Below are 26,052 nucleotides of genomic sequence, written 5' to 3'. Positions count from 1 at the left end.
CTCTTACTGTTGTGGGTGGCAGGGACTCCAATAATTATGTTAAAATGTAAGAGACATGGGAGGTAAGACTTAATGCGTAGGGGAAATAAACTGCTATTGGCAGTACTTATGATAATGATACTAGCCTTTAGCGTTGGCTGTGGTGGGGCCGGAGCAACCCAGGGAGGGGTTAATGTGACTGTTGATGAAGCGCTTGCTTTGTGGCAAAATAAAGAGGCGTTTGTTATTGATGTTCGAACCCAGCAGGAATATCAGGATGGGCATATACCAGGCGCACCTCTCATTCCTCTCAACCAATTAGAAAGACGTATAGACGAGGTGCCAAAAAATCAGAAAGTACTGCTTATCTGCCGGAGTGGCAACCGCAGCGGCCAGGGAACAAGTCTTCTGAGAAGCAAAGGATTTGATAATGTGTATAACATCGACGGTGGCATGTTGGCTTGGCGTGGACCGGTGGTTAAGTGAGACTATATATTGCTGAAAAACCGAGCATGGCAGCCGAGATCGCCAAATGCCTGCCAGGACCGGTAGGCCGCAAAGACGGATATATTAATACAGGTGGCGGCATAGTCACTTGGGGGTATGGACATATTCTTCGCCAGGCTGAACCTGATGAATATGACCCTAAGTATGAAAGATGGCGGGTAGAGGATTTGCCGATTATTCCGCAGAGCTGGAAGCTGTTTGTGGCTGATTCCTGCAAAAAACAATTTGAGATCATCACAAATTTGATTGATCAGGCTACTGAAATTGTGCATGCCGGTGACCCTGACCGTGAAGGGCAGCTGCTTATTGACGAAGTACTTGACTATGTAAATAACCAAAAGCCGGTACGCCGGATTTTGCTAAATGCCCTAGATGAACAAAGTATAAAAAAAGCCATTGGTAATCTCCGCGATAACCAAGAATTTTATAATCTCAAGCAGTCAGCGTTAGCCAGATCTCGTGCCGACTGGCTGATTGGTATGAACCTGTCCCGTGCATATACCCTGGCTGCCCAGCAGGCCGGGCATAGGACTACGCTGCCGGTAGGGCGGGTTAAGACACCAACGTTGGCCCTGGTTGTCCGTAGGGAACGCGAAATTGAAGGCTTTAAACAGGCCGACTATTTTACTGTTAAAGCTGATTTTCAGCATGAGGACACCGTTTTTACAGCCTACTGGAAGCCACGGGAAGACCAGCCAGGTCTTGATACTGAGGGCCGGTTAGCTGACAAGGCGATTGCTCAGGCCCTGTTGGAAGCGCTGCAGGCAGCTGTCGAGCCAGCCACCGTGGTTTTATGCGAAACCACCGAGAAAAAAGAACCACAGCGGTTGCCGCTGTCGCTCTCAACCCTTCAGGTCATGGCTGGCAAAAAATTTGGCTATGATCCGCAGGCTGTATTAGACACCGCTCAGAAGTTGTATGAAAGGAAACTGACCACCTACCCGCGTTCTGACTGTGAGTATCTGCCAGAATCCCAACAAGATGACGCTGTCAGAATCCTAGGCAACTTAGGCGGTCTTGCTCATCAAGAGCTAGCAGCTTGGTCCGGTAAGGCAGAACCTGCCATCAGAAGCCGGGCCTGGAATGATAAAAAAATTACGGCCCACCATGCCATAATTCCCACGGTGGAACGGTGCAATTTTGCTGCTTTGACTGAGACGGAAAGAAACATATACTTTCTTATTGCCCAGTCTTATATTGCTCAATTCTATCCAGTACATGTCTATGACCAGACGCGGGCTGAACTGGAACATGCTGGTGAAAGATTCACAGCCAATGGACGCATCATTAAGGAATTGGGTTGGAAGGAAGTCTATGGCGCTGACGCCGAAGAAAAAAAAGAGGACGACAGTGGAATGCTGCCGTCCATGACAAAAGGCGACCAAATTGAATTTATGCGGGCTTCGGCTGAAAAAAAATCGACAAAAGCGCCCAGTCGCTTTACGGCGGCAACGCTGTTGGCTGCTATGAAAGAGATTCATAAATATGTAAAAAACCCGGATTTTAAAAAACAGCTCAAAGATGTATCTGGTATCGGCACCGAAGCTACCCGTGCCACAATTATCAAAGAGCTGACAGAACGCGGTTTTTTGCGGGAAGAAACCAAGAAAAAATATCTCAAACCCACTGAGCCCGCATATTTGCTTGTTGATATGTTGCCAGATGAGATTACATACCCTGATTTTACAGCCCTTTGGGAAAATATTTTGAACCAGATGGCTGAGGGGAATGCCAATCTAGACACTTTTTTGGGACAGCAGGCTCGGTTTGCGGCAGGTCTCTGTACCAAGGCTAAGGGTGCTACTATACCGCTTAAGGGTGACTATCACTGTCCGCGCTGCCGCAAAGGGGTTCTTCAGCTGCGAAATGGCAAGCATGGTAAGTTTTGGGGTTGCTCGCGCTACCCAGCTTGCCGCGCGTCTTTTGACGACAAGAATGATAAGCCGGACATGCCGCCAGGACGGCAACAAGGGCAAGGCTGATTAGGCCTTGCCCTTGTTACCATATGTTTCGCTGCCTGTGCCAGCTTTTTCACTGGCAGCTTTTGGTTTCCGGCGGCCAGTTCGACCGAAATATACAATCCATGAACCTGTGCTATAATAAAATATGTGAAATTTTGCAAAGATTTGCAATCACCTGGCAGGAGGTTAAGGGTATATGAAAGTATGTTTTCTTGGTTGTGGAATTTTTCAATTGGAATTGGACAAGGTGATCGCGGAATTTGAGCAGGAGCAGCTGTTTGACTGTGAATTTTCTACCGTGTATTTGCCGTTGCGCGTGCATGTCGATTTAAAAAAATTACAAGAAAAGCTGATTGAGGCATTGACGGCGGTACAAGCCGATAAGGTAATTTTACTCTTTGGTGAGAAATGCCATCCGCTATTTTATGAGTTTTTGCAAGGTTATGAGCTGGTGCGTCTGCAGGGAGCCAACTGCTGGGAGATTTTTTTGGGAGAATTGCTGCCGGATGGTCAGGCGAGAAATCCTAAGACGTTTTATATGACCTCAAGCTGGCTGGTACGATGGCGTGAGTTTTTTGACCCCGGTTGGGGTGTGGATGACGTGGCTATGCGTCAGGCGTTCGCTTTCTATGATACGATTGTGTTGGTTGATACCGGGGTTTGTGACATTACCGATGAAGCGGTGCTGGAGTTTTTTGAATATGCGCAGGTGCCGATTGAAATCGAAGCTGGGGATTTGACATTGTTTAAAAACAATATGATGGCAGCGGTGCGGGAGGCTTTGGGGGCAAACTAGAAGAATCAAATTTCAAAAAGTACTTCGCTAATATCGTCCTGACTGGGCAGGGGAATGCCAGTCTGGATACTTTTTTGGGACAGCAGGCTCGGTTTGCGGCAGGTCTCTGTACCAAGGCTAAGGGTGCTGCCATACCGCTTAAGGGTGACTATCACTGTCCGCGCTGCCGCAAAGGGGTTCTGCAGCTGCGAAATGGCAAGCAGGGTAAATTTTGGGGTTGCTCGCGCTACCCAGCTTGCCGCGCGTCTTTTGACGACAAGAATGATAAGCCGGATATGCCGCCAGGACGGCAACAAGGGCAAGGCTGATTAGGCCTTGCCCTTGGATTTTTTCCGCTTGTCGCCATATGTTTTGTTGCCTGTGCCGGCTTTTTCACTGGCAGCTTTTGGTTTCCGGCGGCTGCGTAGATTGCTTCCGCCATGACTAACTGCTTTTTTATCTGTAGCCGTTTTATCAGTGGCTGATTTCTCGATCACTTTTTTCGGTGCAGTAACGATTACTTTGGCTTTTTTTATAACCTTCTGGCCGTTGGCTTTATATTTTTCGATAGATGACTTAATCCCTTGTTCAATCAATCGCAAATACATATGCTCACCAGGAATGACAAAGGTGATGGCTGTTCCCGTTTCACCGGCTCGGCCGGTTCGGCCGATGCGATGGATATAGCTTTCAGGATCATGAGAGATATCGTAACTGAATATATGGGTAACGCCCTCGATATCAAGACCCCGGGCAGCAATATCTGTAGCAACTAAGATCTGCAGCTTAGCCTCGCTAAAACGTCTCATTACCTGGGCACGCTTGGTTTGCGACAGGTCGCCATGCAATTCGTCAGCTTTGTAGCCGCGTTGAATAAGCGCGGTATTAACAGCCTTGGCTCTCTCTTTGGTATGACAAAATACAATAGCCAGATAAGGTTGATATTCGTCAATCATGCTGCAGAGCTTGTCAAGTTTCTCTTCTTCAGGCAGTTCAATGATAACCTGTTTAATTTCATCTAAGGTTACGTTAGCGCTCTCGATACGGATATCTGCCGGTTTAGTCATATATCTGGCAGCCAATGACCGGACCTTCGGCGGCATTGTAGCCGAAAATAGCATGGTTTGGCGCTTAGAAGAAGTCAGTTGAATAACCTCTTCGATTTCGTCTAAAAAGCCCATATGGAGCATTTGGTCAGCCTCATCGAGTACTAGTTTTGTTACCCCTGACAGTACCAGTGTTTTACGCCGCACATGGTCAAGCAGACGGCCAGGGGTGCCAATCACAAGGTGCGGTTGGCCTCTTAGTTTGCGGATTTGCTCATCTACATCCTGTCCGCCATATACCGCTAATACGTTGATATCAAGCACATCAGCCAGCTTTGCCGCTTCGGCCTTGATTTGCAGTGTCAACTCCCGGGTTGGGGTGACAATCAAAGCTTGTACATGTGGTGCCGAACCTCTTAATTTTTCTAAAATGGGCAGCAAAAAGGCCAGGGTTTTGCCTGTGCCTGTCTGGGACTGGGCAATAACATCTTTACCTGCCATAATGACCGGAATGGTTTGGATTTGAACTGGGGTAGGCTGGGTAATGCCCGATTCTTTTAAAAATTGAGTCAACTCAGGGCGAATGCCCAGGGTTGAAAAGTTTGTCGACATCTAAAGAACACCTTTCTTTTCCGAAAATATACCGTATTTAAGTGTGTGCAAGCCAATACATGGATATGCGGTGTGGATAAAAATATAATATACTACTATTTTCCATAAAAGTAAAGACTATTTCTTCAATAACTTCGATATTTGTGTTAAAATGAAGAAAATCGAATTAAAAGGACTGTACTATGAATTTATTATCAGTAGATAATCTGGAAAAAAGTTATGGCGAAAAGGTCTTATTCAGCCAAGTGACATTTGGTGTAGATGAAGGGGACAAAATTGGCCTGATTGGGGTCAATGGTACCGGAAAATCAACATTTTTAAAGGTCGTTGCTGGGGTGGAAGTGGCTGACTCCGGAAAAATTACGGCAGGCAGCAGTGTACAAATAGAATACTTACCGCAAAATCCTGAGTTTGATGCGAGTGCTACCGTGCTTGAGCAGGTGTTCAAAGGGCATTCCCCTGTGGTGCAGGTGTTAAGAGACTATGAGCAGGCATTGACGGCAGTTCAGAATCATCCTGAAGATGATTTCCACCAGAAGCGGCTCATAACTTTGACGCAGCAGATGGATGCGCAGAATGCATGGCAGCTTGAAAGTGATGCCAAAACAATTCTTACCAAGCTGGGAATTACCGATTTTACAGCCATTGTCAGCACCTTATCCGGTGGTCAGCGGAAACGGGTAGCCTTGGCCAGTGCGCTGATTAACCCGGCTGACTTATTAATCCTGGATGAACCCACCAACCAAATAGACAATGATACTGTAGCCTGGCTGGAGCAGTACCTGGCTAAACGCAAAGGCGCCCTCTTAATGATTACCCATGACCGGTATTTTCTTGATCGAGTAACAAACCGCATTATTGAATTGGATAGAGGCAGATTGTACACATATGCGGGTAACTATAGTAAATTTCTGGAGTCCAAGGCTGAGCGGGAAGAACAGCAAGAATCCAGTGAGCGCAAACGGCAGAATATTTTAAGAAATGAGCTTGCTTGGATCAGGCGGGGAGCTCAGGCGCGCAGCACTAAGCAAAAGGCCCGAATCGAACGGTTTGAGCAGCTCAGTGCCCAAACGCCGGAAATTGGTAATGGACAACTTGAGATATCTGTCGGTGCGAGTCGGTTAGGCCGCAAGATTATTGAGCTTGAGCACATTGGCCAGGCGTTTGGTGGAAAAGTACTGATCGATGATTTTAGTTATATTGTGCTGAAAGATGACAGAATGGGTATTGTCGGGCCTAATGGCAGCGGCAAGTCAACCTTGCTTAATATGATTGCTGGTCGTCTGACTCCTGACAACGGTCAGGTTGAAATCGGGCAGACAGTGAAAATCGGCTACTTTTCTCAGGAAAGCAGTGAAATGAACCAAGACCTGCGGGTCATTGAATATATTAAAGAAGAAGCCCATTTCTTGCCTACCGCTGACGGCGGTACGATTAGTGCGGCACAGATGCTGGAACGCTTTCTCTTTTCGCCAAGCCTTCAATGGACACCCATTGCTAAGCTGTCAGGCGGAGAAAAACGGCGTCTATTCCTGCTCAGGATCTTAATGAGTGCACCTAACATACTTCTTTTGGACGAACCGACTAATGACCTTGATGTCCAAACCTTAACCATTCTTGAAGACTATCTTGACGATTTCCCAGGTGCCGTTATTGTAGTATCACATGATAGATATTTTTTGGACAGGATTGTCGATAAAATATTTGCCTTTGAGGGGAATGGAACAATAACGCAATATTCTGGTAACTATTCGGATTACCAGGACAAAATCAATGTGATTGAGTCTGAAAACGGTGATAAGGGAAAAGGAGCAATAGATAAGAAGCCAGTAGTTCAAGAGAGGCCTAAGGAGCGGCCCCGTAAGCTGTCTTTCAAAGAACAGCGGGAATATGAACAGATTGAAGCGGTAATTGCTGGGGTTGAGTACGAACTTGCGCAGGTTGCGACGGCCATTAATACTGCAGGCAGCAACTTTGAACTGTTGCAGCAGCTTACTGGCAGGCAGCAGGAGCTGGAAAATCAACTTAATGAGCTGCTTGACCGCTGGACTTATTTGAATGAGCTGGTGGAAGAGCTTGGGAACTGATAGGGTAAAGGAGTTAGTCTGACGGCTATGAATATACAGATATTCGGTACAAAAAAATGCCAGGATACCAGAAAGGCTGAGCGTTATTTTAAAGAACGCAAAATACCCTTTCATTTTATCGATTTGACAGTGCGAGGTTTAAGTAAAGGTGAACTGGACAAAGTACGGGTTGCTGCTGGCGGGCTGGAGAACCTGATTGATAAAACAGGCAAAGAGTATGCCAAACGCAATCTGAAGTATCTTGTACACAATGTAGAAGCAATGCTATTAGAGTTTCCACTGCTGTTAAGGACCCCAGTGGTGCGAAATGGTGGCAAGTCTACAGTCGGCTACTGCCCTGAGATCTGGGAAAGTTGGAGCTAATTTAAAATGGGAGACAGAAAATATGCTTGAGACAGCGCGCAAAGTGCTAAAAAAATATTACGGTTATGATGAATTCCGGCCCGGACAGGCCAAAGTCATAGCCAGTTTGCTTAATAGCAAAGATACTGTAGCCATCATGCCTACTGGGGCAGGCAAATCGCTGTGTTTTCAAATTCCGGCTATGTTGTTGCCAGGTATTACAATTGTGGTCTCGCCGCTTATCTCCCTCATGAAAGACCAGGTAGACGCTCTAACCGCGCAAGGGATACCGGCTACATTTATCAATAGCTCGCTGACAGGATCTGAGGCTGGCAGGCGGCTCAATAATATGCGTGCTGGACGGTATAAGCTGGTGTATGTGGCTCCTGAACGGCTGACAGCCGACTGGTTTCAATCAGTCATCGGCCAAATCAAGATAAGTATGCTGGCCATCGATGAGGCCCACTGTGTGTCGCAGTGGGGCCATGATTTCCGCCCAAGCTACCGGAATGTCAGCACGTTTATTGCGAATTTGCCTAACCGGCCAGTCATTGGCGCATTTACGGCCACAGCAACACCTGAGGTTAAGACCGATATTGCCGACTTGCTGGCGCTCCGTTGGCCTCAGGTGTATATAACAGGGTTTGACCGGCCTAATCTGTCCTTTACGGTCATGCGCGGCGAAAATAAGCAGCAGTTTCTGTTACAGTATATTAAGGCAAATGCCAACCAATCAGGCATTATTTATGCAGCTACCCGTAAAGAGGTCGACGGGTTATATGAAATGCTTCGCAAAAAAGGTTATGCCGCCGGTCATTACCATGCTGGGTTAAGTGATGAAGAACGCATGACACAGCAGGAAAAATTTCTCTATGATGATATCCGGGTTATGGTGGCGACCAACGCTTTTGGCATGGGGATTGATAAATCTAATGTACGTTATGTGGTACACTACAACATGCCGAAAAATATGGAGTCCTACTATCAGGAAGCCGGACGTAGCGGGCGTGACGGCGAGCCAGGGGAATGTATCTTGCTTTTCGGGCCGCAGGACCCGCTTTTGCAGCGTTTTCTGATCGACAAGTCTGTCGAGCATCCTGAACGTAAGCAGCATGAACTTAAGAAATTGCAGGAGATGGTGGATTACTGTCATACGCCTGACTGTCTGCGGCATTATATATTAAACTACTTTGGTGAATTTGCAGCAGGCCCAGGCTGCGGACATTGCGGCAATTGCATGGCTGATGGTGAACAGGTAGATATTACTGTTGACGCACAAAAGGTCTTTTCCTGCATTTATCGCATGAAAGAACGCTTTGGTATTTCCGTGATTGCTGATGTCCTCAAAGGTTCTAAAAACAAAAAAGTCCAGCAACTGGGCTTTGACCAATTGCCGACCTATGGTTTAATGGCTGAACGCACATTGCAGGATATTAAGACACTGGTGCAGCGGTTGGTCGCCACAGGATATTTGCGCCTGACCGAGAGTGAATACCCGGTAGTAAAGCTGGTGCCTGAATCGCTATCGGTGCTAAGAAGTGAAACCCAAGTATGGCAAAAGGTATTTACTGAACGGCAGCCGGTTGCTGATGATACGTTGTTTGAGCTGCTTCGTGTGTGTCGTAAGCGGATTTCTGAGCGGGAAGGAGTACCGCCTTTTGTCGTGTTTGCCGACACAACCTTGCGGGAGATGAGCGAGCACCGTCCAGCAGACCTTACTGCTATGCGGCAAATCAAGGGGGTTGGTGAGCTGAAATTGCAGAAATATGGTGGGGAATTTTTGTCTGTTATCACTAAGTATCTGGCCGAAAATACCGCCGCTGCAAGCACCACGTCAGTAACTACAACTCCTGAGCCTGTGAAAAAAGCAGCAAGCAAAAAAAGTAGCAGCAAATCCGAAGCAGAACCCAGTCATCTAGTAACACTAGAGATGTACCGGCAAGGGAGTAGCCTTGATGAGATTGCCCAAACCCGGGATTTAACAATTAACACTGTGCAAAATCATCTGGTGCGATGCGCTAACGAAGGATATGCAGTTGATTGGGACAGGCTTATCCCTGTGCAGTATGAAGAACTAATGATTGCCAAGATAAAAGAAATCGGCAGCAGCCAGTTAAAGCCACTAAAGGATGCTTTGCCTGATGCCGTAAGCTATGCGGCGATTAAAGCCGTGTTATGCAAGCATTTTAATGCTGCAGGCAATTAGCAGAGAGGCTTATGGCGCAACTACGTAATCGGGAGAATGCTTATGAATAAAAAAGAAGTGGAATGGTTGTACCAACAGTTGCCAGAACTTGTAGCAAAAGGGGTAATTCCGGCTGAAAGCGTGGAACTCCTAAAAAATCACTATGGGCCTGTTGAGGAGAACACAGGAAACAGGACATTTCTTGTTGTCTTTGGTGTTATTGGCGCTCTGCTGGTAGGCCTTGGTATTATCCTGATCTTGGCCCATAACTGGGCACAACTAACCAAGATAAACCGCCTGGCAATTGCTGTTGGCCTGCTGTTAGCCGCCCAAATAGGTGCCGGCACCGTGCTCTGGTTCAAACGGGATAGCCTAGTTTGGCGCGAAGCAGCAGCTACCTTGCTCATGCTTATGGTCGGAGCAGCTATGGCGTTGGTTGGGCAGACCTATCATCTGGTAGAAGACACCGATGCCTTTCTGCTCACATGGATGGTGTTGTCGCTGCCTTTGATGTATCTGATGAATTCGGCCGGTGTTGCTGTAATGTATGTTATTGGGGTAACTTTCTGGACTGGCGGTCATTCTGGCATAAGCAAACAGCTTATCTGGGTGTTGCTAGGATTAGCTCAGCCTTATTATTGGAGCTTGCTCAAGAATAGCCGCAATGCCAATACTACTGTTGTCTTGTCTTGGGTTATAACGATCTGTTTTTATTTTTGTTTTGCGGCAGCATTTTCAAACTATTTAGACCAACTGGGTCTACTCATTTATAGCGCACTTTTTACACTAGCATATCTTGTCGGACTATTATGGTTTACCCGTCCAGGAGAAAGCTGGCGTATGCCGTTCAAAGCGGTAGGTTTGGTCGGGAGTATAGGGTTAACTTTTGTTTTGACGTTCAATGATATTTGGGAACATGTAGTATCAAACTGGCAATCTGTCCCATTGTTATCCTACGTGCTGGCATGTGGACTCCTGGGCATGGTGATTGGCGGTAATATCATGGCGGCCAAAAGAAAGATCCTGGAGGCTAAGTGGCTTTCGCTGATACCCTGTGTAATTGGTGTAGCCTATTTGGTTCAGTTTTACGATGGCAGTGGCATAGGCGCAACCCTCATTTTAAACGGGTATATGCTGTGGGTAAGCATCTGCATTATTAGCGCCGGAGTGCGGGAACGCAGCCTTGGTATTGTGAATCTGGGCATGGTGGTAATGGCGGCACTCATTGTTGCTCGCTTCTTTGACATTGATTTGAGTTTTGTCGTTCGCGGCGTCGTATTTGTCCTAATCGGCATAGGTTTTCTTGTTGCCAACGTCGTTTTGGTACGTCGCAAAGCGGGGTGGCAGAATGAAAAATAGAAAACTCCTGCTTCTCTTATTTATCGTTGTTGGGCTGCTACAGGCAATAGTGCCACTCTATATGGCCTGGCGATGGGAAAACGTTCTGCAGACTGGTCGTCAGTTTTATTGGGAAACGGCTCCGGTAGACCCGTATGATGCTTTTAAGGGACGATATGTTGAACTCAGATTTAAGGAAAACAATGTGCCCATCATTGATAATGTTAACTTGGTTGCGGGACAAATGGTGTATGCCATCATTGATGAGAACGCTGAGGGTAAAGCCTATATCAGCGGGGTTAGTGTCAACCGACCGGAGCAAGGCGCCTATATAAAAGGGAAAGCCTATGCCAATGGGCACAATACGGTTCATTTCATTCTGCCGTTTTCGCGCTATTATTTGCCAGAGGACCTGGCTCCTGCTGCTGAAGATGCCTATCGAAAAAGTGCAGGTAAAACAGGGGTGGCTGCCGTCCGGATCAAAGATGGTTACGGCGTTATCGAGCAGCTATATATTGGCGATAAAACCCTATATGAATTTTTGCGGCAGTCGCAGTAAGGATTAACAAAATATTTATGGCATATACGTATATTGTAGAGTGTGCTGACGGCACGTTCTACACAGGCTGGACAACTAATCTTGAAACAAGAGTGGCAGCCCATAACTCAGGCAGTGGCGCTCGGTATACCCGCAGTCGCCTGCCTGTTACCTTGATTTATTATGAACTTCAGCCCAATGAAAGCCAGGCCCGGAAACGGGAATGTGCAATAAAGCGCATGAGCCGCAAAGCCAAGGAAGTGCTGGTTGCGGGTTTTACGATTACTTAACTATTGTTTACAATTCTAAAAGACAGCCTACGCCTCTGCTGTTTTTAATTAGGCTGCCTTGGCTGCCGAGTTTTTGTCGCAAACGGTATATTAGCAGATTAATTTCTTCAAGACCGACATTAGGAATTTCATTGGCCGTCAGGATGCGCTCCGGCCATACGGTAGTTCTGATCTGATCATAATGGACAGTCTGGTTAAATTTCGAATATAGCAGCAACAGTAGCTGCCATTCTTTTGGTGAGAGTGCAATTCTATTATTGTTGACAAAACATTGCCTTTTCTGGATATCAAGTTTTAGCTTTCCTGTGTCTGGAAAAGACAGGGCTGAGTGAACATTTGTGTTGCTAAGCTCCAGGGTTGCATCGTCAGGGTTTTCCGGACTAATATAACGCAGTACGACAGCCCCCTGAGCGAGAATAATCCGATCATTATGTTTAAGAACAATCGGCGTGCCGGGAGTAACTGGTTGTTTATTAACCAGTGTGCCATGTTTGCTATGTAAATCAGTCAGAACAATTTCGTTTACATTGATTTGGAGTAAGCAGTGTTTGCGAGATATGAACTTGTTTTCAAAGCTAATATCAGGCTTCACAGTGTGTCCGGTGCGGCCTAGAACAATCTGCTCATGAGTAAGCCCGATCCTATACCCAGGCTCATAAGGAAATCCTTTTTCTAGAATAAGATAATTAGCCATACCTGCTCCTCTCTATTACATAAGTAGGAAAAGTCACCGTGTAAAACGGTGACTTGATGCAAGCCGTGTTTTCTTATCAAAGTAGTTCCAGTTCTTTTAGGATCAACTTTGATATTTCTCTGGCCTTGCCGCCATGAGCGTCTTTAGCGTTTTGAATATTCGTTGCGAAGAAATACTTATGACCGTTTTTTTCAACACAACCAACAAACCAGCCTAAAGTATACTGACCATCCTGGTAGGCTGAACCTGTTTTACCTGAAAAAACTAGATCATTACTTGTAGATAGAACAATAATCTTTCTTGCCACAGCCATGTTATCTGGTGCAAACGGCAGTTGATCATTATAAAGCTGTTTTAATAATTCGACTTGTTCCCTGGCAGAGATCTTTAAACTTGACCTTAGCCAAAACTGGTCAATACCACCACTGATATCCTGATTACCATATTGTAGCTTATCGATATACTCCACCATACGATCATTGCCGACTCTTCTGGCTACTTCCTGATAGTACCAGACAACAGAATTGGCAATAGCAGATGCCAGTGTTTGGTCACGGTTCCAGGCGGGAAAAGGGTATTGTTGACCATTCCATTTAATCAGAGTAAATACGTCCTCTTTATCTAGAACGCCGCTCTCAAGGCCGATGAGTGAATTAAATATCTTAAACGTAGAACAGGGGCTAAGTCTGACACCGCTTTGCTGCTCGTTGTAAATCGTATATCGATCAGCATTTTCGTCATATAAAACGAAGGTTCCTTCATAACCTGTAAAAAACTTTTGTAAATCGTTGCGAATTATACTGCTGCTGGCCTGCCCGGTTCCTAGCGAGTTAAAACAGAAGAAGATGGTTATAAAAATTATTGTTAGGTAACGTTTCATTCATATCTCCCCTTATTAACAAAAATTGCCTGGCCAGGGCACTAAATCTATAGTAACATGTGCAAGGGGTAGAATAAATAGACGGATAATTAAAAAACAATTACAATAAGGAGCATATTATGGACGGTACACAGCGAAAAAACATTACACCAGGCGCTAGAGTAAAGATTGTTCAAAAACCTCACCAACGGACAGGTCAGCTAACTGAAGGAATAGTTAAAGATATTCTGACTAGCAGCGCCGTACATCACCGCGGCATCAAAGTCCGACTAACAGACGGAGTCGTTGGCAGGGTTCAAGAAGTCTTAAATCAATAGACCTATTTTCTTAATGCGTTGTATATAGTAAGACAGGCTAAGTCCCTGGCAAAGTGGACTTAGCCTGTTTTTTAGAGCACGCGGTTGTCGATACGCGCAATTTCCCGTAGGGATTTCATAAGTGACGTGAAGCGTTCGGGTTTTATTGATTGTTGCCCATCACACTTAGCGTTGCTAGGGTCTTGGTGGACTTCGATAATTAATCCGTCAGCGCCTACAGCAACGGCTGCTTTTGACAGTGAATCGACCATCCACCATAGTCCGGCAGCGTGGCTGGGATCGACGATTACTGGCAGATGACTTAGCCTTTTAATTGCAAGTACGGCGCTAAGGTCAAGGGTATTGCGCGTGTAGGTTTCGAAAGTACGTATGCCGCGTTCGCATAAAATTACCTTTTCATTGCCGCCAGCCATGATATATTCGGCAGACATTAAGAGCTCTTCGACAGTAGCACTTTGGCCTCTTTTGAGCAGGATGGGCTTGTTGATTTGGCCTGCCGCTTTTAAAAGGTCGAAGTTTTGCATGTTACGCGCACCAATTTGAATAATGTCAATGTCCTCATGATGGTTCTCTAATTGCTTGATGGACATAATTTCGGTGACGATGGGCAGGCCTGACGCCGCCCTAGCCTGCTTTAGTAATTCCAGACCTTCTTGTTGCATGCCCTGGAAGCTGTACGGTGAGGTGCGTGGTTTAAAGGCGCCGCCTCGCAAAAAGCCAGCACCCGCAGCCTTTACCTCCTGCGCTATATTAACAATTTGTTCGCGGCTTTCAACTGAGCAAGGCCCGGCAATAATTGCCACTTGATTGCCGCCAATTGTTTGATTGCCGATATTGATGATGGTGTTTTCAGGGTGGAATGTGCGATTAGCCTTTTTGTACGGTTCCTGCACTGAGAGTACTTTCTCTACATAGGTCTTGCTTAGTAAATAGTCGCGATCGAGTTTTCCCGTGTCGCCAACAATACCAAGAATTGTCTGGAACTGCCCATAAGTAGGCCAGACACTGCAACCATAGTTCTCAAGCTCTTGTTTTAGCTTTTCAATTTGTTCGGGTGTGGTCGAGGAATTCAATACAATAACCATTGGAAACGCCTCCTAAAAATTTAGTATATAAAAGTAAAAAAACCTAAGGTCTCAATGAGCCTTAGGTCTGTGGTACACAAAGTTCAATTTGTTTACTGTTTAAGGACTCATGGGTGAAAAATTTATTAAGTTATCACATGGAAAAAAGCTTGCGCCAAAAAAGCTGGCCCAAGTAAAAAAGAAAAAGTATTGATTTGTATTTGCTTTATGAGCGTTTAACATAGTAAAAACCACCTAATAAAGAATTGGTTATTTTGCATCTTTTTATTTATTATAACAGATGAGATGAAAGTGTCAAGTGTTCTATGGAAATATCTGAAATATCTAAGATGGTGTAAATGAAATCGTATAATAATGATATATTTGTTTATTGAAGGTGTACGTGCAGAGGTTATAGTGGATAGCTACTGTATTTGGGAATGGCAAGTGCAAATTGACATAGGCTGTTATTGCTTATATACTTTAATGTAAAGTTTACATATATGATCTTAAATTACTAATCTTCTGTAAAAATAGAACTAAGATATTGGCGCTGGTAGTTAGCGGAGGGGTTATTCCCAGACGGAGGAGATACTATGTACAAAGATTTTAGGAGCGATACAGTTACCCAGGCAACATCGGAAATGAGAAAGGCGATGATGGAAGCCGAGGTCGGTGATGATATACTGGGGGAAGACCCTACCGTTAAGAAACTTGAGGATATGAGCGCTGTCATGTTCGGCAAAGAAGCAGCTCTGTTGACTGTCTCAGGCACTATGGCTAATCAAATCGCCATCATGGCATTAACCCAGTTAGGTGATGAGATAATATTAGGTGAAGAGACCCATATGTACAATCTGGAGGTAGGGGCGTTAGCCGCTTTGTCTTGTGTTCAGGCTCGACCCATACCAAGCAATCTGGGGCGGTTTGCGGTTAAGGCTGTTAAAAAGGCCATCAGGCCATGGGGCGTACAATCGCCCATCAGCCGGGTATTGTGTCTTGAAAATACCTATGATTTGAATCGAGGTTATCCGCTCCCGCCTGAATATCAGGCAGAAATGGCGCAGCTGGCCCGTGAACATGATATGACCGTATATCTTGATGGTGCTCGAATCTTTAATGCAGCCGAAGCCTTCAAAGCTGACTTGAAACAGATGGCTCAAGATGTAGATGCGCTGCAGTTCTGTCTGACAAAAGGGTTGGCGGCTCCGTTTGGGTCAATTCTACTTGGAACCCAATCATTTATTGATAAAGCAAGATGGATTAAGCAGCGGATTGGCGGCGGTATGCGCCAGGCTGGACATATGGCTGCTGCTGGTATTGTCGCTTTAACCACCATGCAGGAGCGTCTGCACGAGGACCATACTAACGCCCTGCGGTTGGCTAACGGATTAGTGGACATTGATGATCGACTTGTTGATGTTGGTAAGGTTAAAACCAATGTGGTTCAAATCGATTTCGAACCAGTTGGAAAAGAAGCCGCATTTGTCACAGAGGAGTTGCTTAAGCAACATATTAAAGTGAAACCCATTGGACCAAGTGCCTGCCGGATGATTACTCATTGGGGGATAACCGAAGCGGATGTAGACTATGCTGTAGCTGCAATAAGAAAAATAATTAAGTGATACTTAGAAGGGAGGCTGACACGTGCGTATTACCAAGGCAATAAAAAAAGAGATGCTCGAGCTGTTAGAGCACCAGTATAAAGATACGACTACAGCGCTGAAGTATTCGACGCCGTTTGAACTCTTGATTGCTGTAGTTTTGTCAGCCCAGTGTACAGATGTTAGGGTCAACATTATTACCGATAGGATGTTTCCCCGTTATAATACACCAGAAAAGATTTTGGAACTTGGACAGGATGGCCTTGAAAACGAAATTAGAGACTGTGGGCTTTTCCGGAGTAAAGCTAAAAATATTTTGGCAACATGTGAGATATTATGCAGGGATTATGATGGACAAGTGCCCGATAATTTTGATGACTTAATTAAATTGCCGGGGGTAGGGCGGAAAACGGCTAATGTGCTTTTGAGCCAACTTTTTGGTGTTCCGGCAATTGCTGTTGATACCCATGTGTTTCGGGTAGCTAACCGCCTAAAACTGGCCCTTGGTGATACTCCTCTTGCTGTTGAACAAGGGCTCATGCAAGCTATTTCTCAGGAAAAATGGGGCGATGCCCACCATTGGCTTATCTGGCATGGGCGCAAGGTCTGCAAGGCTAATAGCCCCATGTGCCCAACTTGCCTTTTGAATAAGTTATGTCCAAGCAGCAAAGTGGATTGAATAAACATTGTATAAATATTACACTTAATGTATAATGATTCATGGAATTGGGGGATGAATGAATGATTTTTCGTAAAGCAACATTTAGCGATGTGGAAGATATTCTTAAACTAATTAATGACTATGCTGAACAGGGACTCATGCTTGCGAGAGCGCGCAATACTCTATACGAAGGACTTCGTGAATTTATTTTGGCTGAGGAAGACGGAAAAGTTGTCGGGGTAGCTGCGCTGCATCTGGTATGGGATGAGCTCGCTGAAATTCGGGCATTGGCTGTTCACTCTAGCAAGATCAAGAGTGGGGTTGGCCGTAAAATTGTGGACATGTTGACAGATGAAGCCAGAGAGCTTGGGGTTAAAACCTTGTTTGCCCTCACCTACCAGCCTGGGTTCTTTGCCAAACTAGATTTCAAAGAAGTGCCCAAAGAAAGTGTGCCACATAAAATGTGGAAAGAATGTATTAATTGTCCCAAGTTTCCTAATTGTGATGAGATTGCTATGGTTAAAGAATTATAAAAGCGAAGCGTCCCTGTCAATCACATTGGCAGGGACGTTCGCTTTTATAATTCAAAACTTTGTCCAGGGTGCATAATATGTACAGGGATATTTAAATTTTCAACTTTCTCCTTGAAGTCTTCGGGTGACTGGGCAATGAGTGGCCAGGTGTTGTAATGCATAGGAACGACAGCCCGGGGGTTGAGCAGTTTGACTGCCTCAACTGCATCATCTGGGCCCATGGTGTAGTTATCGCCAATCGGCAACAGCGCATAGTCGATTTTCTCCAAGCGGCCCAGGAGTGCCATATCACCGAACAATGCAGTATCGCCTGCGAAATAGATTGTTTTTCCGAAAAAGTTTACGATAAAACCGGCAGCGTGTCCGCCAGGAATGCCAGCGCCGTGAAAGGCTGGAGTTATTCTGACATAACCGAAATCAAAGGCACGTTTGCCGCCTAGATGCATGCTTATGTTGGCACAGTCTTGCTGCCCGACCAATGCGGCCAGTTCAGCAGTGGCAATTACGGTGGCGCCAGTTCGTTTGGCAATATCAACTGTATCACCAAGATGATCGCCGTGGCCATGGCTGACCAGAATATAGCTGCACTCAACTTCAGTGGCTTTGGTTGTATTGACAGGATTGCCAGTAAAGAAGGGGTCGAACAGCAGTGCCGTATTGTCACTCTTTAATACAAAGCAGGCATGTCCATAAAATGTTAAAGTAATCAAGGGTACACCTCCTGAAGTTAATTTTAACGGGTAACGATATTACTTTTCCAACATTACTTAATAAATTCCTGCCGTTCTGAAATAAAAATATCGAATATTGCTTTTGGGGGGAAGGGGAATTGATTATAATGGAGAATTTTTAAAATAAAGATAATTTGGCCGATTAACAAAGGGGCGACAAAAATGATTCCAGTGATATCTGTAGTAGGGCGGTCAAACAGCGGTAAAACAACGTACCTGGAGAAATTAATAACTGAACTTAAGTGCCATGGGGTTAGAGTCGCGGTTATTAAACATCATCATTGTGATTTTGATATGGATAAACCCGGTAAAGATACCTGGCGGCATGCGCAGGCTGGCGCCGAAACAGTATGCTTGGTCTCACCACATAAAGTAGCCATGATTAAGAAAACCGACCAGGAATTGCCGCTTGACCAAGTAGCCGGTTATATAGACAATGTTGACATAATCTTTACCGAGGGGTATAAACAGGAGTCTAAACCGAAGATTGAGGTATACCGTCAGGCATCAGGTAATGAGCCGCTTGGTGTTAAGCCCGAACTCCTTGCCGTAGTTTCGGATACCATGCTTTATGAAGATGTACCGCATTTCAGGCTTGATGATCCGGCAGCCATGGCTGGCTTTTTAGAAATCAACGTACTAAATTGGAAACAGCAAAGGAATGATTAGTATGTATGATGGCCATAATCGCAAAATCAACTATTTGCGGGTTTCTGTAACCGATCGTTGCAATTTTCGTTGTGTCTATTGTATGCCGACACAAGGTGTCAATATGCTTAGGCATGAAGAAATCCTGACCTATGAAGAATTGCTGCGCATTATTAGGGTTGTCAGCCATCACGGTGTCAGCAAAATCCGCTTAACAGGCGGTGAACCGTTAGTTCGACGGGGGATTATAGATTTTATCCGTAATATCGCAGATTTAAAGACGATAACCGATATATCTTTGACTACTAATGGCAGCTTACTTGCCACTATGGCTACCAAACTTAAAGCAGCAGGCTTAACCAGGGTAAACATTAGTCTTGATACTATTGACCCTGATCAATTCCAGAATATTACCCGCGGTGGCGATGTTAATGAAACTATTAGGGGAATGGAAGCAGCTCTGACAGCGGGATTGATCCCGGTAAAACTTAATGTTGTCCTTACGAACATTATTACCGAACGAGATTTGGCCTATTTTGTTGATTTGGTACACAGGGAACCTATATCAATCCGGTTTATCGAATATATGCCGATTGGCGAGAGTCAATTGGCTGCTGGTCCTAGCATTGAAGAGATAAAGGCTATGATTAATGCTTTCGGCAGAGGAACGCTAAAACCAACATTGGATATTCGCGGCAATGGTCCTGCCAAATATTTTTATCTGCCACAGGCCAAAGGCTCATTTGGGTTTATTACGCCGATATCTGATCATTTTTGCGGTGTATGCAACCGGATTCGTCTGACAGCTGACGGAAAGTTTAAACCGTGTTTATTGTCTAATCAGGAAATAGACGTTAAGGCTGCTTTACGCGATGGTGCCAGCGATAATGATATTGTAGAACTGTTTTATAACACGATTGCTGATAAGCCACAAGGCCACACGTTAACAAATGCAGGCGGAGAAACCAAATTTTTTCGAAAAATGTCGCAAATTGGTGGATGATTTTTAAAAAAATTCTGTTTGTTTTTTAAAAATGGCAGGATATTTAGTTTATTTAGAGAATAGCTGTTTTATAAAGATGAGTTCCGAGTCAGTACCTCCCATGAGGATATACTGGCCGAAAGGGTATGAAGAGTAATTTTCATGCCTGCCTTGTGCAAAGGAAGTCTGTATTCAGACTTCTTTTTTTATTTCTATTTTGCATAATTAAGGAGGAGATTACATGTTTTACCGTGTTAACATGGCCACTCTTACAGTGACCAAAGACGCAGGCGAGCAGTACAAAGGCCTGGCCGGACGGGCGCTCACTTCCAAGATTGTTAAAATTGAGGTTGATGCCAATGCCCATGCGCTTGGGAAGCTCAACAAACTAATTCTTGCACCAGGATTTTTAACTGGTACATTTGCTCCTAATGCTGGTCGTATGTCCTTCGGAGCTAAGAGCCCGCTGACTGGGACGATTAAAGAAAGCAACGTTGGCGGCTTTATCGGCCATAAACTTGCCCGCGCTGGCGCAGAAGCTATTATTGTTGAAGATGTAGCTCAAGATGGTAAACTGTACACGATGGTTGTTACCAAAGACGGGATTAAATTAGAAGAATGCCCTGAGCTTAAGGGGCTGAATATCTATGATGCTACTGCTAAACTTCAGGAGAAGTATGGCCTCAAAGTCGGTATAGCCGCTATCGGTACTGCAGGGGAAAACAAAATGGCCTCAGCTTGTATCGGTGCTACCGACCAGGAGGGTGAACCTACCCGTCAAGCTGGCCGTGGTGGTCTGGGTGCAGTCATGGGCAGTAAAGGCTTAAAAGCTATTGTTGTTGATGATGCTGGTGCTGCCAATATTGCCTTTGCGAATGAGGAAGCCTTTAGAGCTGGTGCGAAGAAACTGGCTAAAGCGCTGACCAGCCATGCCGTAACCGGTCAAGGCCTGCCAACCTATGGAACTAACGTGCTTGTTAACATTTTGAACGAAGCTGGCGGCCTGCCGACCAGAAACTTCTCAGAAGGCCGTTTTGAAAACGCTAACGACACTGGCGGCGAAACGATGTATGAAACTATTAAAGCCCGTGGCGCCAACCCAACCCATGCATGCTCACCAGGCTGTATTATTCGTTGCTCGCAAACCTATAAGAATAAAGAGGGCGAAATGGTTACCGGCGGTCTTGAATACGAAACTTGCTGGGGTTTTGGTGCGAACATTGGGGCAAACAACCTTGATGACATTGCCTATATGAACCGTCTATGTGACGATTATGGCGTAGATACGATTGAAATGGCTGTTACTCTAGGGGTGGCAATGGAAGCTGGTATCGCAAAGTTTGGCGATAGCAAAGCTGCTATTGAACTAATCCACGAAATGGGTAAGGCAACTCCGCTTGGCCGGATCTTAGGCGCAGGCGCCGCTGTTACTGGCAAAGTATATGGCGTAACCCGCGTGCCGACTGTTAAAGGCCAAGGCATTCCTGCCTATGACCCCCGTGCTGTTAAAGGTGTTGGCGTAACGTACGCTACAACGACTATGGGAGCTGACCACACTGCCGGTTATGTTGTTGCTACTAATATTCTGGGCGTAAGCGGCAAAACTGACCCATTAGCAGCTGAAGGCCAAGTTGATCTGTCCCGTAACTTCCAAATCGCGACCTCCTTTATTGACACTACCGGTTTGTGCCTGTTCGTAGCTTTTGCCATCCTTGATATTCCTGAAGGTATGGAAGGTATTGTTGAGATGTGTAATGCCCGCTACGGCTGGAACTACACCCTTAATGATTACCTCGAACTTGGCAAGGAAGTACTTCGTGACGAGCGTGCCTTTAACAAAGCAGCAGGCTTTGGCGACGAATCCGATGATTTGCCAGACTTCTTCCGCTTTGAATCCCTCAAACCCCATGATGTGGTATTTGATATTCCTAAAGAAGAACTTAAACAGGTATTTAATTTCTAATGTTTACAGCCTGGAGCCCGGCTTTATTAGGCCGGGCTCCTGTATACAAGCTTTCTTCCAATTAATTGTAATTATTGAAAAAAATAGTATTGTTAAGCGGAGGGGGTCGCAATGGGTGTAAATAGTGAACAAGGTGGTATTCTTCTTACCTGGAAGGATTATGTTTCCGGAGAAAACTGGATGCCCACGATTCGTCCACAAATAATCGAATCATGGACTCGCTGTGAGCAAGCCGGCGTAAATCCATATGATAGCGGTATTCATAGTAAATTAGCTGAAGCTGCCCTAAGTGCGATGCTTTTAGAGAAACAAGAACTAATAACGATCGCAAAACCCTTTATGACCAATCTCTATAAATTTGTTCAGGGATCCGGTTTTGTCGTTGTGTTAACCGATGAACGAGGGTACATAATGGAAATGCTCTGTGATGAGGATACATTAAATAACCCCTTGACCAATAACTTTTTTCGTGGTGCTTCCTGGCGCGAAGAGGAAGCTGGCACAAATGCGATAGGAACTGCAGTAGTAACTAAGAAACCGATTCAGGTTTCCGGCGCCGAGCATTACTGCCAGAAACATCATTGTTTAACATGCTCAGCTGCTCCTATCTTTGATGATCGTGGACGAATTATAGGGATATTGGATATGTCAGGTGCCGTTAATATGTCTCATTTGCATACCTTGGGTATGGTAGTAGCAGCCGCAGAAGCCATTATGGCACAGCTTGATATTAGGAGAAAGAACAGGGAATTGGTTTTAGCCAATAACCGATCGACTAATATCTTCAATACAATTTCAGACGGGATACTCATGATTGATGAACGCGGTATTGTGAATCAATTAAATCCGGCGGCAAAAAAAATTTTAAATATAGCTGAATCAGAGCTGCTAGGTAAGTCTATAGACCGTATATTTAACGGTAAGGCGATAGCAACATGGCGAATGCTTAATACTAAAGAGCCATATACAGATGTCGAGCTCATGGTAGATACTAACAAGAGTACATTTCACTGTTTAGCGTCAGGAGAGCCTTTAACTGATGAACAAGGCACGGTCATGGGTGGCGTAATTATTCTGCGCCCGATTAAGCATGTACAAAACCTAGTGAATCGATTTAGCGGCTATCATGCAGCCTTACAGTTTAGTAATATTATTGGAGAGAGTAAAGAAATACTTGAAGCCATAAGGGTAGCTTCCCTGGCAGCAACAACATCCTCTAATATTCTTTTGCAAGGGGAGAGTGGTACTGGCAAGGAGATTTTTGCCCAGGCCATTCATAATCGCAGTGAATGGCGAAATGGTCCCTTTGTAGCAGTTAATTGTGGTGTAATACCGCGGGAACTCATCGGCAGCGAGTTGTTTGGTTATGTCGAGGGAGCCTTTACCGGTGCCATACGAGGAGGGAAACCAGGAAAGTTCGAATTGGCCTCAGGGGGCACCATCTTTCTCGATGAAATTGGCGATATGCCGTTAGAACAGCAGGTCGCACTGCTGAGGGTACTACAAGAAAAGAATGTGACACGCATCGGTAGTGAAAAAGTGATTCCGATAAATGTCCGGGTGATTTGTGCAACCAATAAAAATTTACCTAAAGAAGTTGAGAAAGGGGCTTTCCGACAGGATCTTTACTACCGGCTAAATGTTATTTCTCTCACCATTCCGCCGCTACGTAACCGAGTCCAAGATATCCCGTTACTTTTCAAACATTTTTTAGAGAAAATTGGGAAGGACCGAGGTTGCAAGTTTTATATTAAGCCGCCAGTATTGGAGTGTTTGCAACAATTCGACTGGCCGGGGAATGTACGGGAACTGCAAAACATTGTTGAACGGGCGGTAAGTCTGACAGAATCAGAGGAAATTACTGTAGCTCATTTACCTAGTGAGGTGCATGGAACGCAAAAAAACGCTCGTTATCCGCTACAACCATTGGTTGTTTTAAGCGCAAATGAAAGCAATGACCGTGAGCAGCGGCGAAAATTAATGAATGAAGCAGAGCGACAGCAAATTTTGGCGCTTTTGTCAAAGTATGGTGGTAATGTTAGTGTAGTGGCCCGGGAATTTGGGGTTTCCCGTAACACGCTTTATCGCAAGATGCGTTTATATGCAATAGAAAATTAATGAAAGCAAGACTTAACTTCTCGAATAATACGAAGTTAAGTCTTTATTTTTTTCGAATCGGATTTTTGATTTTGACAATTATTTTTGTTATGATGATAGCCAAACGTTACACTATTTACTTAAAAAGGAAGGTACAAACTTTTGAAGGAAATTACTTTTCGTATTCCTACACTATATACCCTTGAAAACCCGATTCGCCCAGTTGCTTTCACTCATCACTACGTATGGGTGGAGCAGGTAAACAAGAATCTACAGGAGAGTTTTGAATGTGCGATTTATTATGAGCCGTACACAAATTTTGTACATCCGTATACTCTCGACGCCATCTTTGTTGAAATATTAGCTAGTCCAGAAGGATACCACATTTCTGGATTTGCAGTATTTCCTGATCTGGAGCGTCGTGAAATTAAAATTAGTGAATACCATACTGATTATCCCAAAGCTAAGCAAGTTGCTATGAAATGGCTAGAAGCAGTTCGTAAACTTATTATCCCCCATTAACGAACGATGTACAATGTGGGTACTATGGCACAACCATCTAGTTTGCTTTAGGGTGATACTGGATGGTTTTTTTGTGAAATTTTGTTTATTTTCAGAATAGCAATGTAAGTAGCATAACCAATCAGGTAATGTGTCATATTTGTGTGCTATAAATGTAACACAAATATGACAGAAATGTCGCACTTTTAACACAGTTTTAACAGGATAAAACGTGATATTGTTTGCAAAAGGATTATTTTTCCAGAAAAACAAGGTTGGCATGAGAATTGCAATATACTACTAATGAGTTACGATACCGGGAAACGTTGGCTTATACCACCGGGGCCTTGGGTGGTGGAGTCATAGCGGTGGGGCGCAGGGTTAATTTGTCGAAATTAGACTGAAGATTTTGTCAATACGGGAGGTGAACCAGATAAAGTCCGGCTCGCGATGTTCCCCCGGTCAAGTGAGTTACTTTTGGTTAGGTAATCTAGTGAAGCTTGAGTTAATAAAAGGAGGAGTTTTATTATGACTAAGAAATCTTACGGGTATTTTATGCCTCCGGTAACCATTATGGGCGTTGGCTGTCTTGAGGACATCGCAGATTATATCAAACCTATGGGCTTTAAAAAAGCACTAATAGTCAGTGATAAGGTTCTTGTTCAAATCCAACTTACCAAAAAGCTCACCGATTTGCTTGACAAGATGGAAGTAGGCTATGTAATTTTTGATGGCGCTCAGCCTAATCCAACCGTTGGCAATGTTAATGCTGGCTTGAAATTGCTCAAAGATAATGACTGTGATTTCGTTATATCTTTCGGTGGCGGCTCTCCGCATGACTGTGCGAAAGGTATTGCCCTAGTTGCTGCTAACGGCGGAAAGATTGAAGACTATGAAGGTGTTAATAAATCAGCAAAACCCCAGATGCCTCTAATCGCTGTTAATACTACTTCCGGCACTGCCAGCCAAATGACCAGATTCTGTATCATTACTGACGAAAGCCGTCATATAAAAATGGCTATCGTTGACTGGCATACTACCGCTGTTATTGCCGTTGATGACGCCGAATTAATGGTTGCCATGCCGCCGTCGCTTACTGCTGCTACCGGCATGGACGCACTGACCCATGCGATCGAAGCATATGTTTCTATAATTGCTACTCCGGTTACCGACTGCGCCGCCATTAAAGCGATTGAATTGATAGCTGGTTACCTGAGAAGAGCCGTTGCCAATGGTAATGACATGGAAGCCAGAGAAATGATGACATATGCTGAATATCTTGCCGGTGTTGCCTTTAATAACGCCAGCCTGGGATATGTACACGCAATGGCCCATCAACTTGGTGGATTCTATGATCTGCCGCATGGTGTTTGCAATGCTATCCTGCTTCCGGCAGTTGAAGATTATAATGCGAAAGTTGTTCCTGAGAGATTTGTTGAGGTCGCCAAAGCTATGGGTAAAGATGTTGCTGGAATGCCTGCCGCTGAAGCAGCTGCAGTAGCGCTTGCCGCTATTCGTGAACTTTCTGCCGATATCGGCATTCCTGCCGGCCTGAAAGATCTTAAAGGTTTTAGCGAAAGCGATATCCCGACTCTTGCTGCTAATGCTCTTAAAGACGCCTGTGGTTTAACCAATCCTAAACAAGCTACTCAAGAAGAGATTGAGGCTATCTATAAGGCAGCCATTTAGTTAGGTTTGTTTTAAGTAATAGGATGCT

At 44.9% G+C, this 26,052-nt stretch carries 25 protein-coding genes and 1 riboswitch; of the genes, 20 read left to right on the top strand and 5 right to left on the bottom strand.

Annotation, left to right across the window (positions count from 1 at the left end; translation table 11 throughout):
- The first annotated feature begins 72 nt into the window (after window positions 1-72).
- The 4 genes from B9A22_RS11500 (at window position 73) to B9A22_RS11485 (ending at window position 3,551) form a co-directional block, all read left to right on the top strand.
- Complete coding sequence (locus B9A22_RS11500) at window positions 73-465, top strand: rhodanese-like domain-containing protein (RefSeq protein WP_084575870.1); 393 nt, start codon at window positions 73-75, stop codon at window positions 463-465.
- Window positions 462-2,468: a DNA topoisomerase III gene (locus B9A22_RS11495; protein ID WP_084575869.1), complete on the top strand. Its 2,007-nt coding sequence runs from the start codon at window positions 462-464 to the stop codon at window positions 2,466-2,468. The genes B9A22_RS11500 and B9A22_RS11495 overlap by 4 nt, the downstream gene beginning before the upstream one ends.
- A gap of 175 nt (window positions 2,469-2,643) precedes the next feature.
- Window positions 2,644-3,243: a DUF1638 domain-containing protein gene (locus B9A22_RS11490; protein WP_084575868.1), complete on the top strand. Its 600-nt coding sequence runs from the start codon at window positions 2,644-2,646 to the stop codon at window positions 3,241-3,243.
- Window positions 3,244-3,317: 74 nt separating this feature from the next.
- Window positions 3,318-3,551, top strand: a complete 234-nt coding sequence (locus B9A22_RS11485; protein ID WP_245823962.1) for a topoisomerase DNA-binding C4 zinc finger domain-containing protein — start codon at window positions 3,318-3,320, stop codon at window positions 3,549-3,551.
- Here the strand turns inward: B9A22_RS11485 and B9A22_RS11480 are convergent, their stop codons facing one another.
- Complete coding sequence (locus tag B9A22_RS11480) at window positions 3,552-4,880, bottom strand: DEAD/DEAH box helicase (protein ID WP_084575866.1); 1,329 nt, start codon at window positions 4,878-4,880, stop codon at window positions 3,552-3,554.
- Window positions 4,881-5,062: 182 nt separating this feature from the next.
- On the opposite strand from B9A22_RS11480, the gene B9A22_RS11475 reads away from it, so the two are divergent.
- Genes B9A22_RS11475 through B9A22_RS11450 form a run of 6 tightly spaced genes read left to right on the top strand, consistent with a single transcriptional unit; the run spans window position 5,063 to window position 11,660 of the window.
- Window positions 5,063-6,967 (top strand): ABC-F family ATP-binding cassette domain-containing protein, encoded by a 1,905-nt coding sequence (locus tag B9A22_RS11475; protein ID WP_084575865.1) that lies wholly within the window; start codon window positions 5,063-5,065, stop codon window positions 6,965-6,967.
- Window positions 6,968-6,994: 27 nt separating this feature from the next.
- On the top strand, window positions 6,995-7,330 hold the full coding sequence (locus tag B9A22_RS11470) for an arsenate reductase family protein (protein WP_084575864.1): 336 nt from the start codon (window positions 6,995-6,997) through the stop codon (window positions 7,328-7,330).
- Window positions 7,331-7,352: 22 nt separating this feature from the next.
- On the top strand, window positions 7,353-9,515 hold the full coding sequence (gene recQ, locus B9A22_RS11465; protein WP_084575863.1) for a DNA helicase RecQ: 2,163 nt from the start codon (window positions 7,353-7,355) through the stop codon (window positions 9,513-9,515).
- A gap of 42 nt (window positions 9,516-9,557) precedes the next feature.
- Window positions 9,558-10,853 (top strand): DUF2157 domain-containing protein, encoded by a 1,296-nt coding sequence (locus tag B9A22_RS11460; protein ID WP_176215490.1) that lies wholly within the window; start codon window positions 9,558-9,560, stop codon window positions 10,851-10,853.
- Complete coding sequence (locus B9A22_RS11455) at window positions 10,843-11,391, top strand: GDYXXLXY domain-containing protein (RefSeq protein ID WP_084575861.1); 549 nt, start codon at window positions 10,843-10,845, stop codon at window positions 11,389-11,391. Before B9A22_RS11460 ends, B9A22_RS11455 begins: the two co-directional genes overlap by 11 nt.
- Before the next feature lie 17 nt (window positions 11,392-11,408).
- Window positions 11,409-11,660 carry a GIY-YIG nuclease family protein gene (locus B9A22_RS11450; RefSeq protein ID WP_084575860.1) on the top strand — a complete coding sequence of 84 codons (252 nt, stop codon included), beginning with the start codon at window positions 11,409-11,411 and terminating at the stop codon, window positions 11,658-11,660.
- Window positions 11,661-11,667: 7 nt separating this feature from the next.
- Here the strand turns inward: B9A22_RS11450 and B9A22_RS11445 are convergent, their stop codons facing one another.
- Window positions 11,668-12,354 (bottom strand): FHA domain-containing protein, encoded by a 687-nt coding sequence (locus B9A22_RS11445; protein ID WP_084575859.1) that lies wholly within the window; start codon window positions 12,352-12,354, stop codon window positions 11,668-11,670.
- Between the two features lie 76 nt (window positions 12,355-12,430).
- Window positions 12,431-13,234: a class D beta-lactamase gene (blaOXA, locus tag B9A22_RS11440; RefSeq protein WP_084575858.1), complete on the bottom strand. Its 804-nt coding sequence runs from the start codon at window positions 13,232-13,234 to the stop codon at window positions 12,431-12,433.
- 119 nt (window positions 13,235-13,353) lie between these two features.
- Between blaOXA and B9A22_RS11435 the strand changes: the two genes are divergently transcribed.
- Window positions 13,354-13,551 (top strand): YwbE family protein, encoded by a 198-nt coding sequence (locus tag B9A22_RS11435; protein WP_084575857.1) that lies wholly within the window; start codon window positions 13,354-13,356, stop codon window positions 13,549-13,551.
- 71 nt (window positions 13,552-13,622) lie between these two features.
- On the opposite strand, the gene aroF is transcribed toward B9A22_RS11435, so the two are convergent.
- On the bottom strand, window positions 13,623-14,636 hold the full coding sequence (gene aroF, locus B9A22_RS11430; protein ID WP_084575856.1) for a 3-deoxy-7-phosphoheptulonate synthase: 1,014 nt from the start codon (window positions 14,634-14,636) through the stop codon (window positions 13,623-13,625).
- A gap of 575 nt (window positions 14,637-15,211) precedes the next feature.
- Here aroF and B9A22_RS11425 point away from each other — a divergent pair.
- The 3 genes from B9A22_RS11425 (at window position 15,212) to B9A22_RS11415 (ending at window position 17,413) form a co-directional block, all read left to right on the top strand.
- Entirely contained in the window at window positions 15,212-16,240 is a 1,029-nt protein-coding gene (locus tag B9A22_RS11425) for a threonine aldolase family protein (RefSeq protein WP_084575855.1), read from the top strand.
- 22 nt (window positions 16,241-16,262) lie between these two features.
- The gene (gene nth / locus B9A22_RS11420) at window positions 16,263-16,898 is read left to right on the top strand and encodes an endonuclease III (RefSeq protein ID WP_084575854.1); all 636 of its coding nucleotides are present in this window, start codon (window positions 16,263-16,265) and stop codon (window positions 16,896-16,898) included.
- A gap of 62 nt (window positions 16,899-16,960) precedes the next feature.
- A complete protein-coding gene (locus B9A22_RS11415) occupies window positions 16,961-17,413 on the top strand; it encodes an N-acetyltransferase (protein ID WP_084575853.1) in 453 nt (150 codons plus the stop codon).
- Window positions 17,414-17,457: 44 nt separating this feature from the next.
- On the opposite strand, the gene B9A22_RS11410 is transcribed toward B9A22_RS11415, so the two are convergent.
- On the bottom strand, window positions 17,458-18,123 hold the full coding sequence (locus tag B9A22_RS11410) for a metal-dependent hydrolase (protein ID WP_084575852.1): 666 nt from the start codon (window positions 18,121-18,123) through the stop codon (window positions 17,458-17,460).
- Between the two features lie 183 nt (window positions 18,124-18,306).
- Here B9A22_RS11410 and mobB point away from each other — a divergent pair, with 183 nt between their 5' ends.
- The 6 genes from mobB (at window position 18,307) to B9A22_RS11380 (ending at window position 26,024) form a co-directional block, all read left to right on the top strand.
- Entirely contained in the window at window positions 18,307-18,813 is a 507-nt protein-coding gene (mobB, locus tag B9A22_RS11405) for a molybdopterin-guanine dinucleotide biosynthesis protein B (RefSeq protein WP_084575851.1), read from the top strand.
- On the top strand, window positions 18,806-19,795 hold the full coding sequence (moaA, locus tag B9A22_RS11400) for a GTP 3',8-cyclase MoaA (RefSeq protein ID WP_342747827.1): 990 nt from the start codon (window positions 18,806-18,808) through the stop codon (window positions 19,793-19,795). Before mobB ends, moaA begins: the two co-directional genes overlap by 8 nt.
- Window positions 19,796-19,864: 69 nt before the next feature.
- A riboswitch (molybdenum cofactor riboswitch) is annotated at window positions 19,865-19,974 on the top strand.
- 41 nt (window positions 19,975-20,015) lie between these two features.
- Window positions 20,016-21,737, top strand: a complete 1,722-nt coding sequence (locus B9A22_RS11395) for an aldehyde ferredoxin oxidoreductase family protein (protein ID WP_084575849.1) — start codon at window positions 20,016-20,018, stop codon at window positions 21,735-21,737.
- A gap of 111 nt (window positions 21,738-21,848) precedes the next feature.
- On the top strand, window positions 21,849-23,855 hold the full coding sequence (locus tag B9A22_RS11390) for a sigma-54-dependent Fis family transcriptional regulator (RefSeq protein WP_084575848.1): 2,007 nt from the start codon (window positions 21,849-21,851) through the stop codon (window positions 23,853-23,855).
- Between the two features lie 141 nt (window positions 23,856-23,996).
- Complete coding sequence (locus tag B9A22_RS11385) at window positions 23,997-24,356, top strand: hypothetical protein (protein WP_084575847.1); 360 nt, start codon at window positions 23,997-23,999, stop codon at window positions 24,354-24,356.
- A gap of 507 nt (window positions 24,357-24,863) precedes the next feature.
- A complete protein-coding gene (locus tag B9A22_RS11380) occupies window positions 24,864-26,024 on the top strand; it encodes an iron-containing alcohol dehydrogenase (RefSeq protein ID WP_084575846.1) in 1,161 nt (386 codons plus the stop codon).
- Window positions 26,025-26,052 lie beyond the last annotated feature (28 nt).

Origin of the sequence: Sporomusa malonica, from assembly GCF_900176355.1 — a bacterium.
GTDB lineage: Bacteria > Bacillota > Negativicutes > Sporomusales > Sporomusaceae > Sporomusa > Sporomusa malonica.
This window is presented reverse-complemented; position numbering and strand designations above follow the sequence as displayed.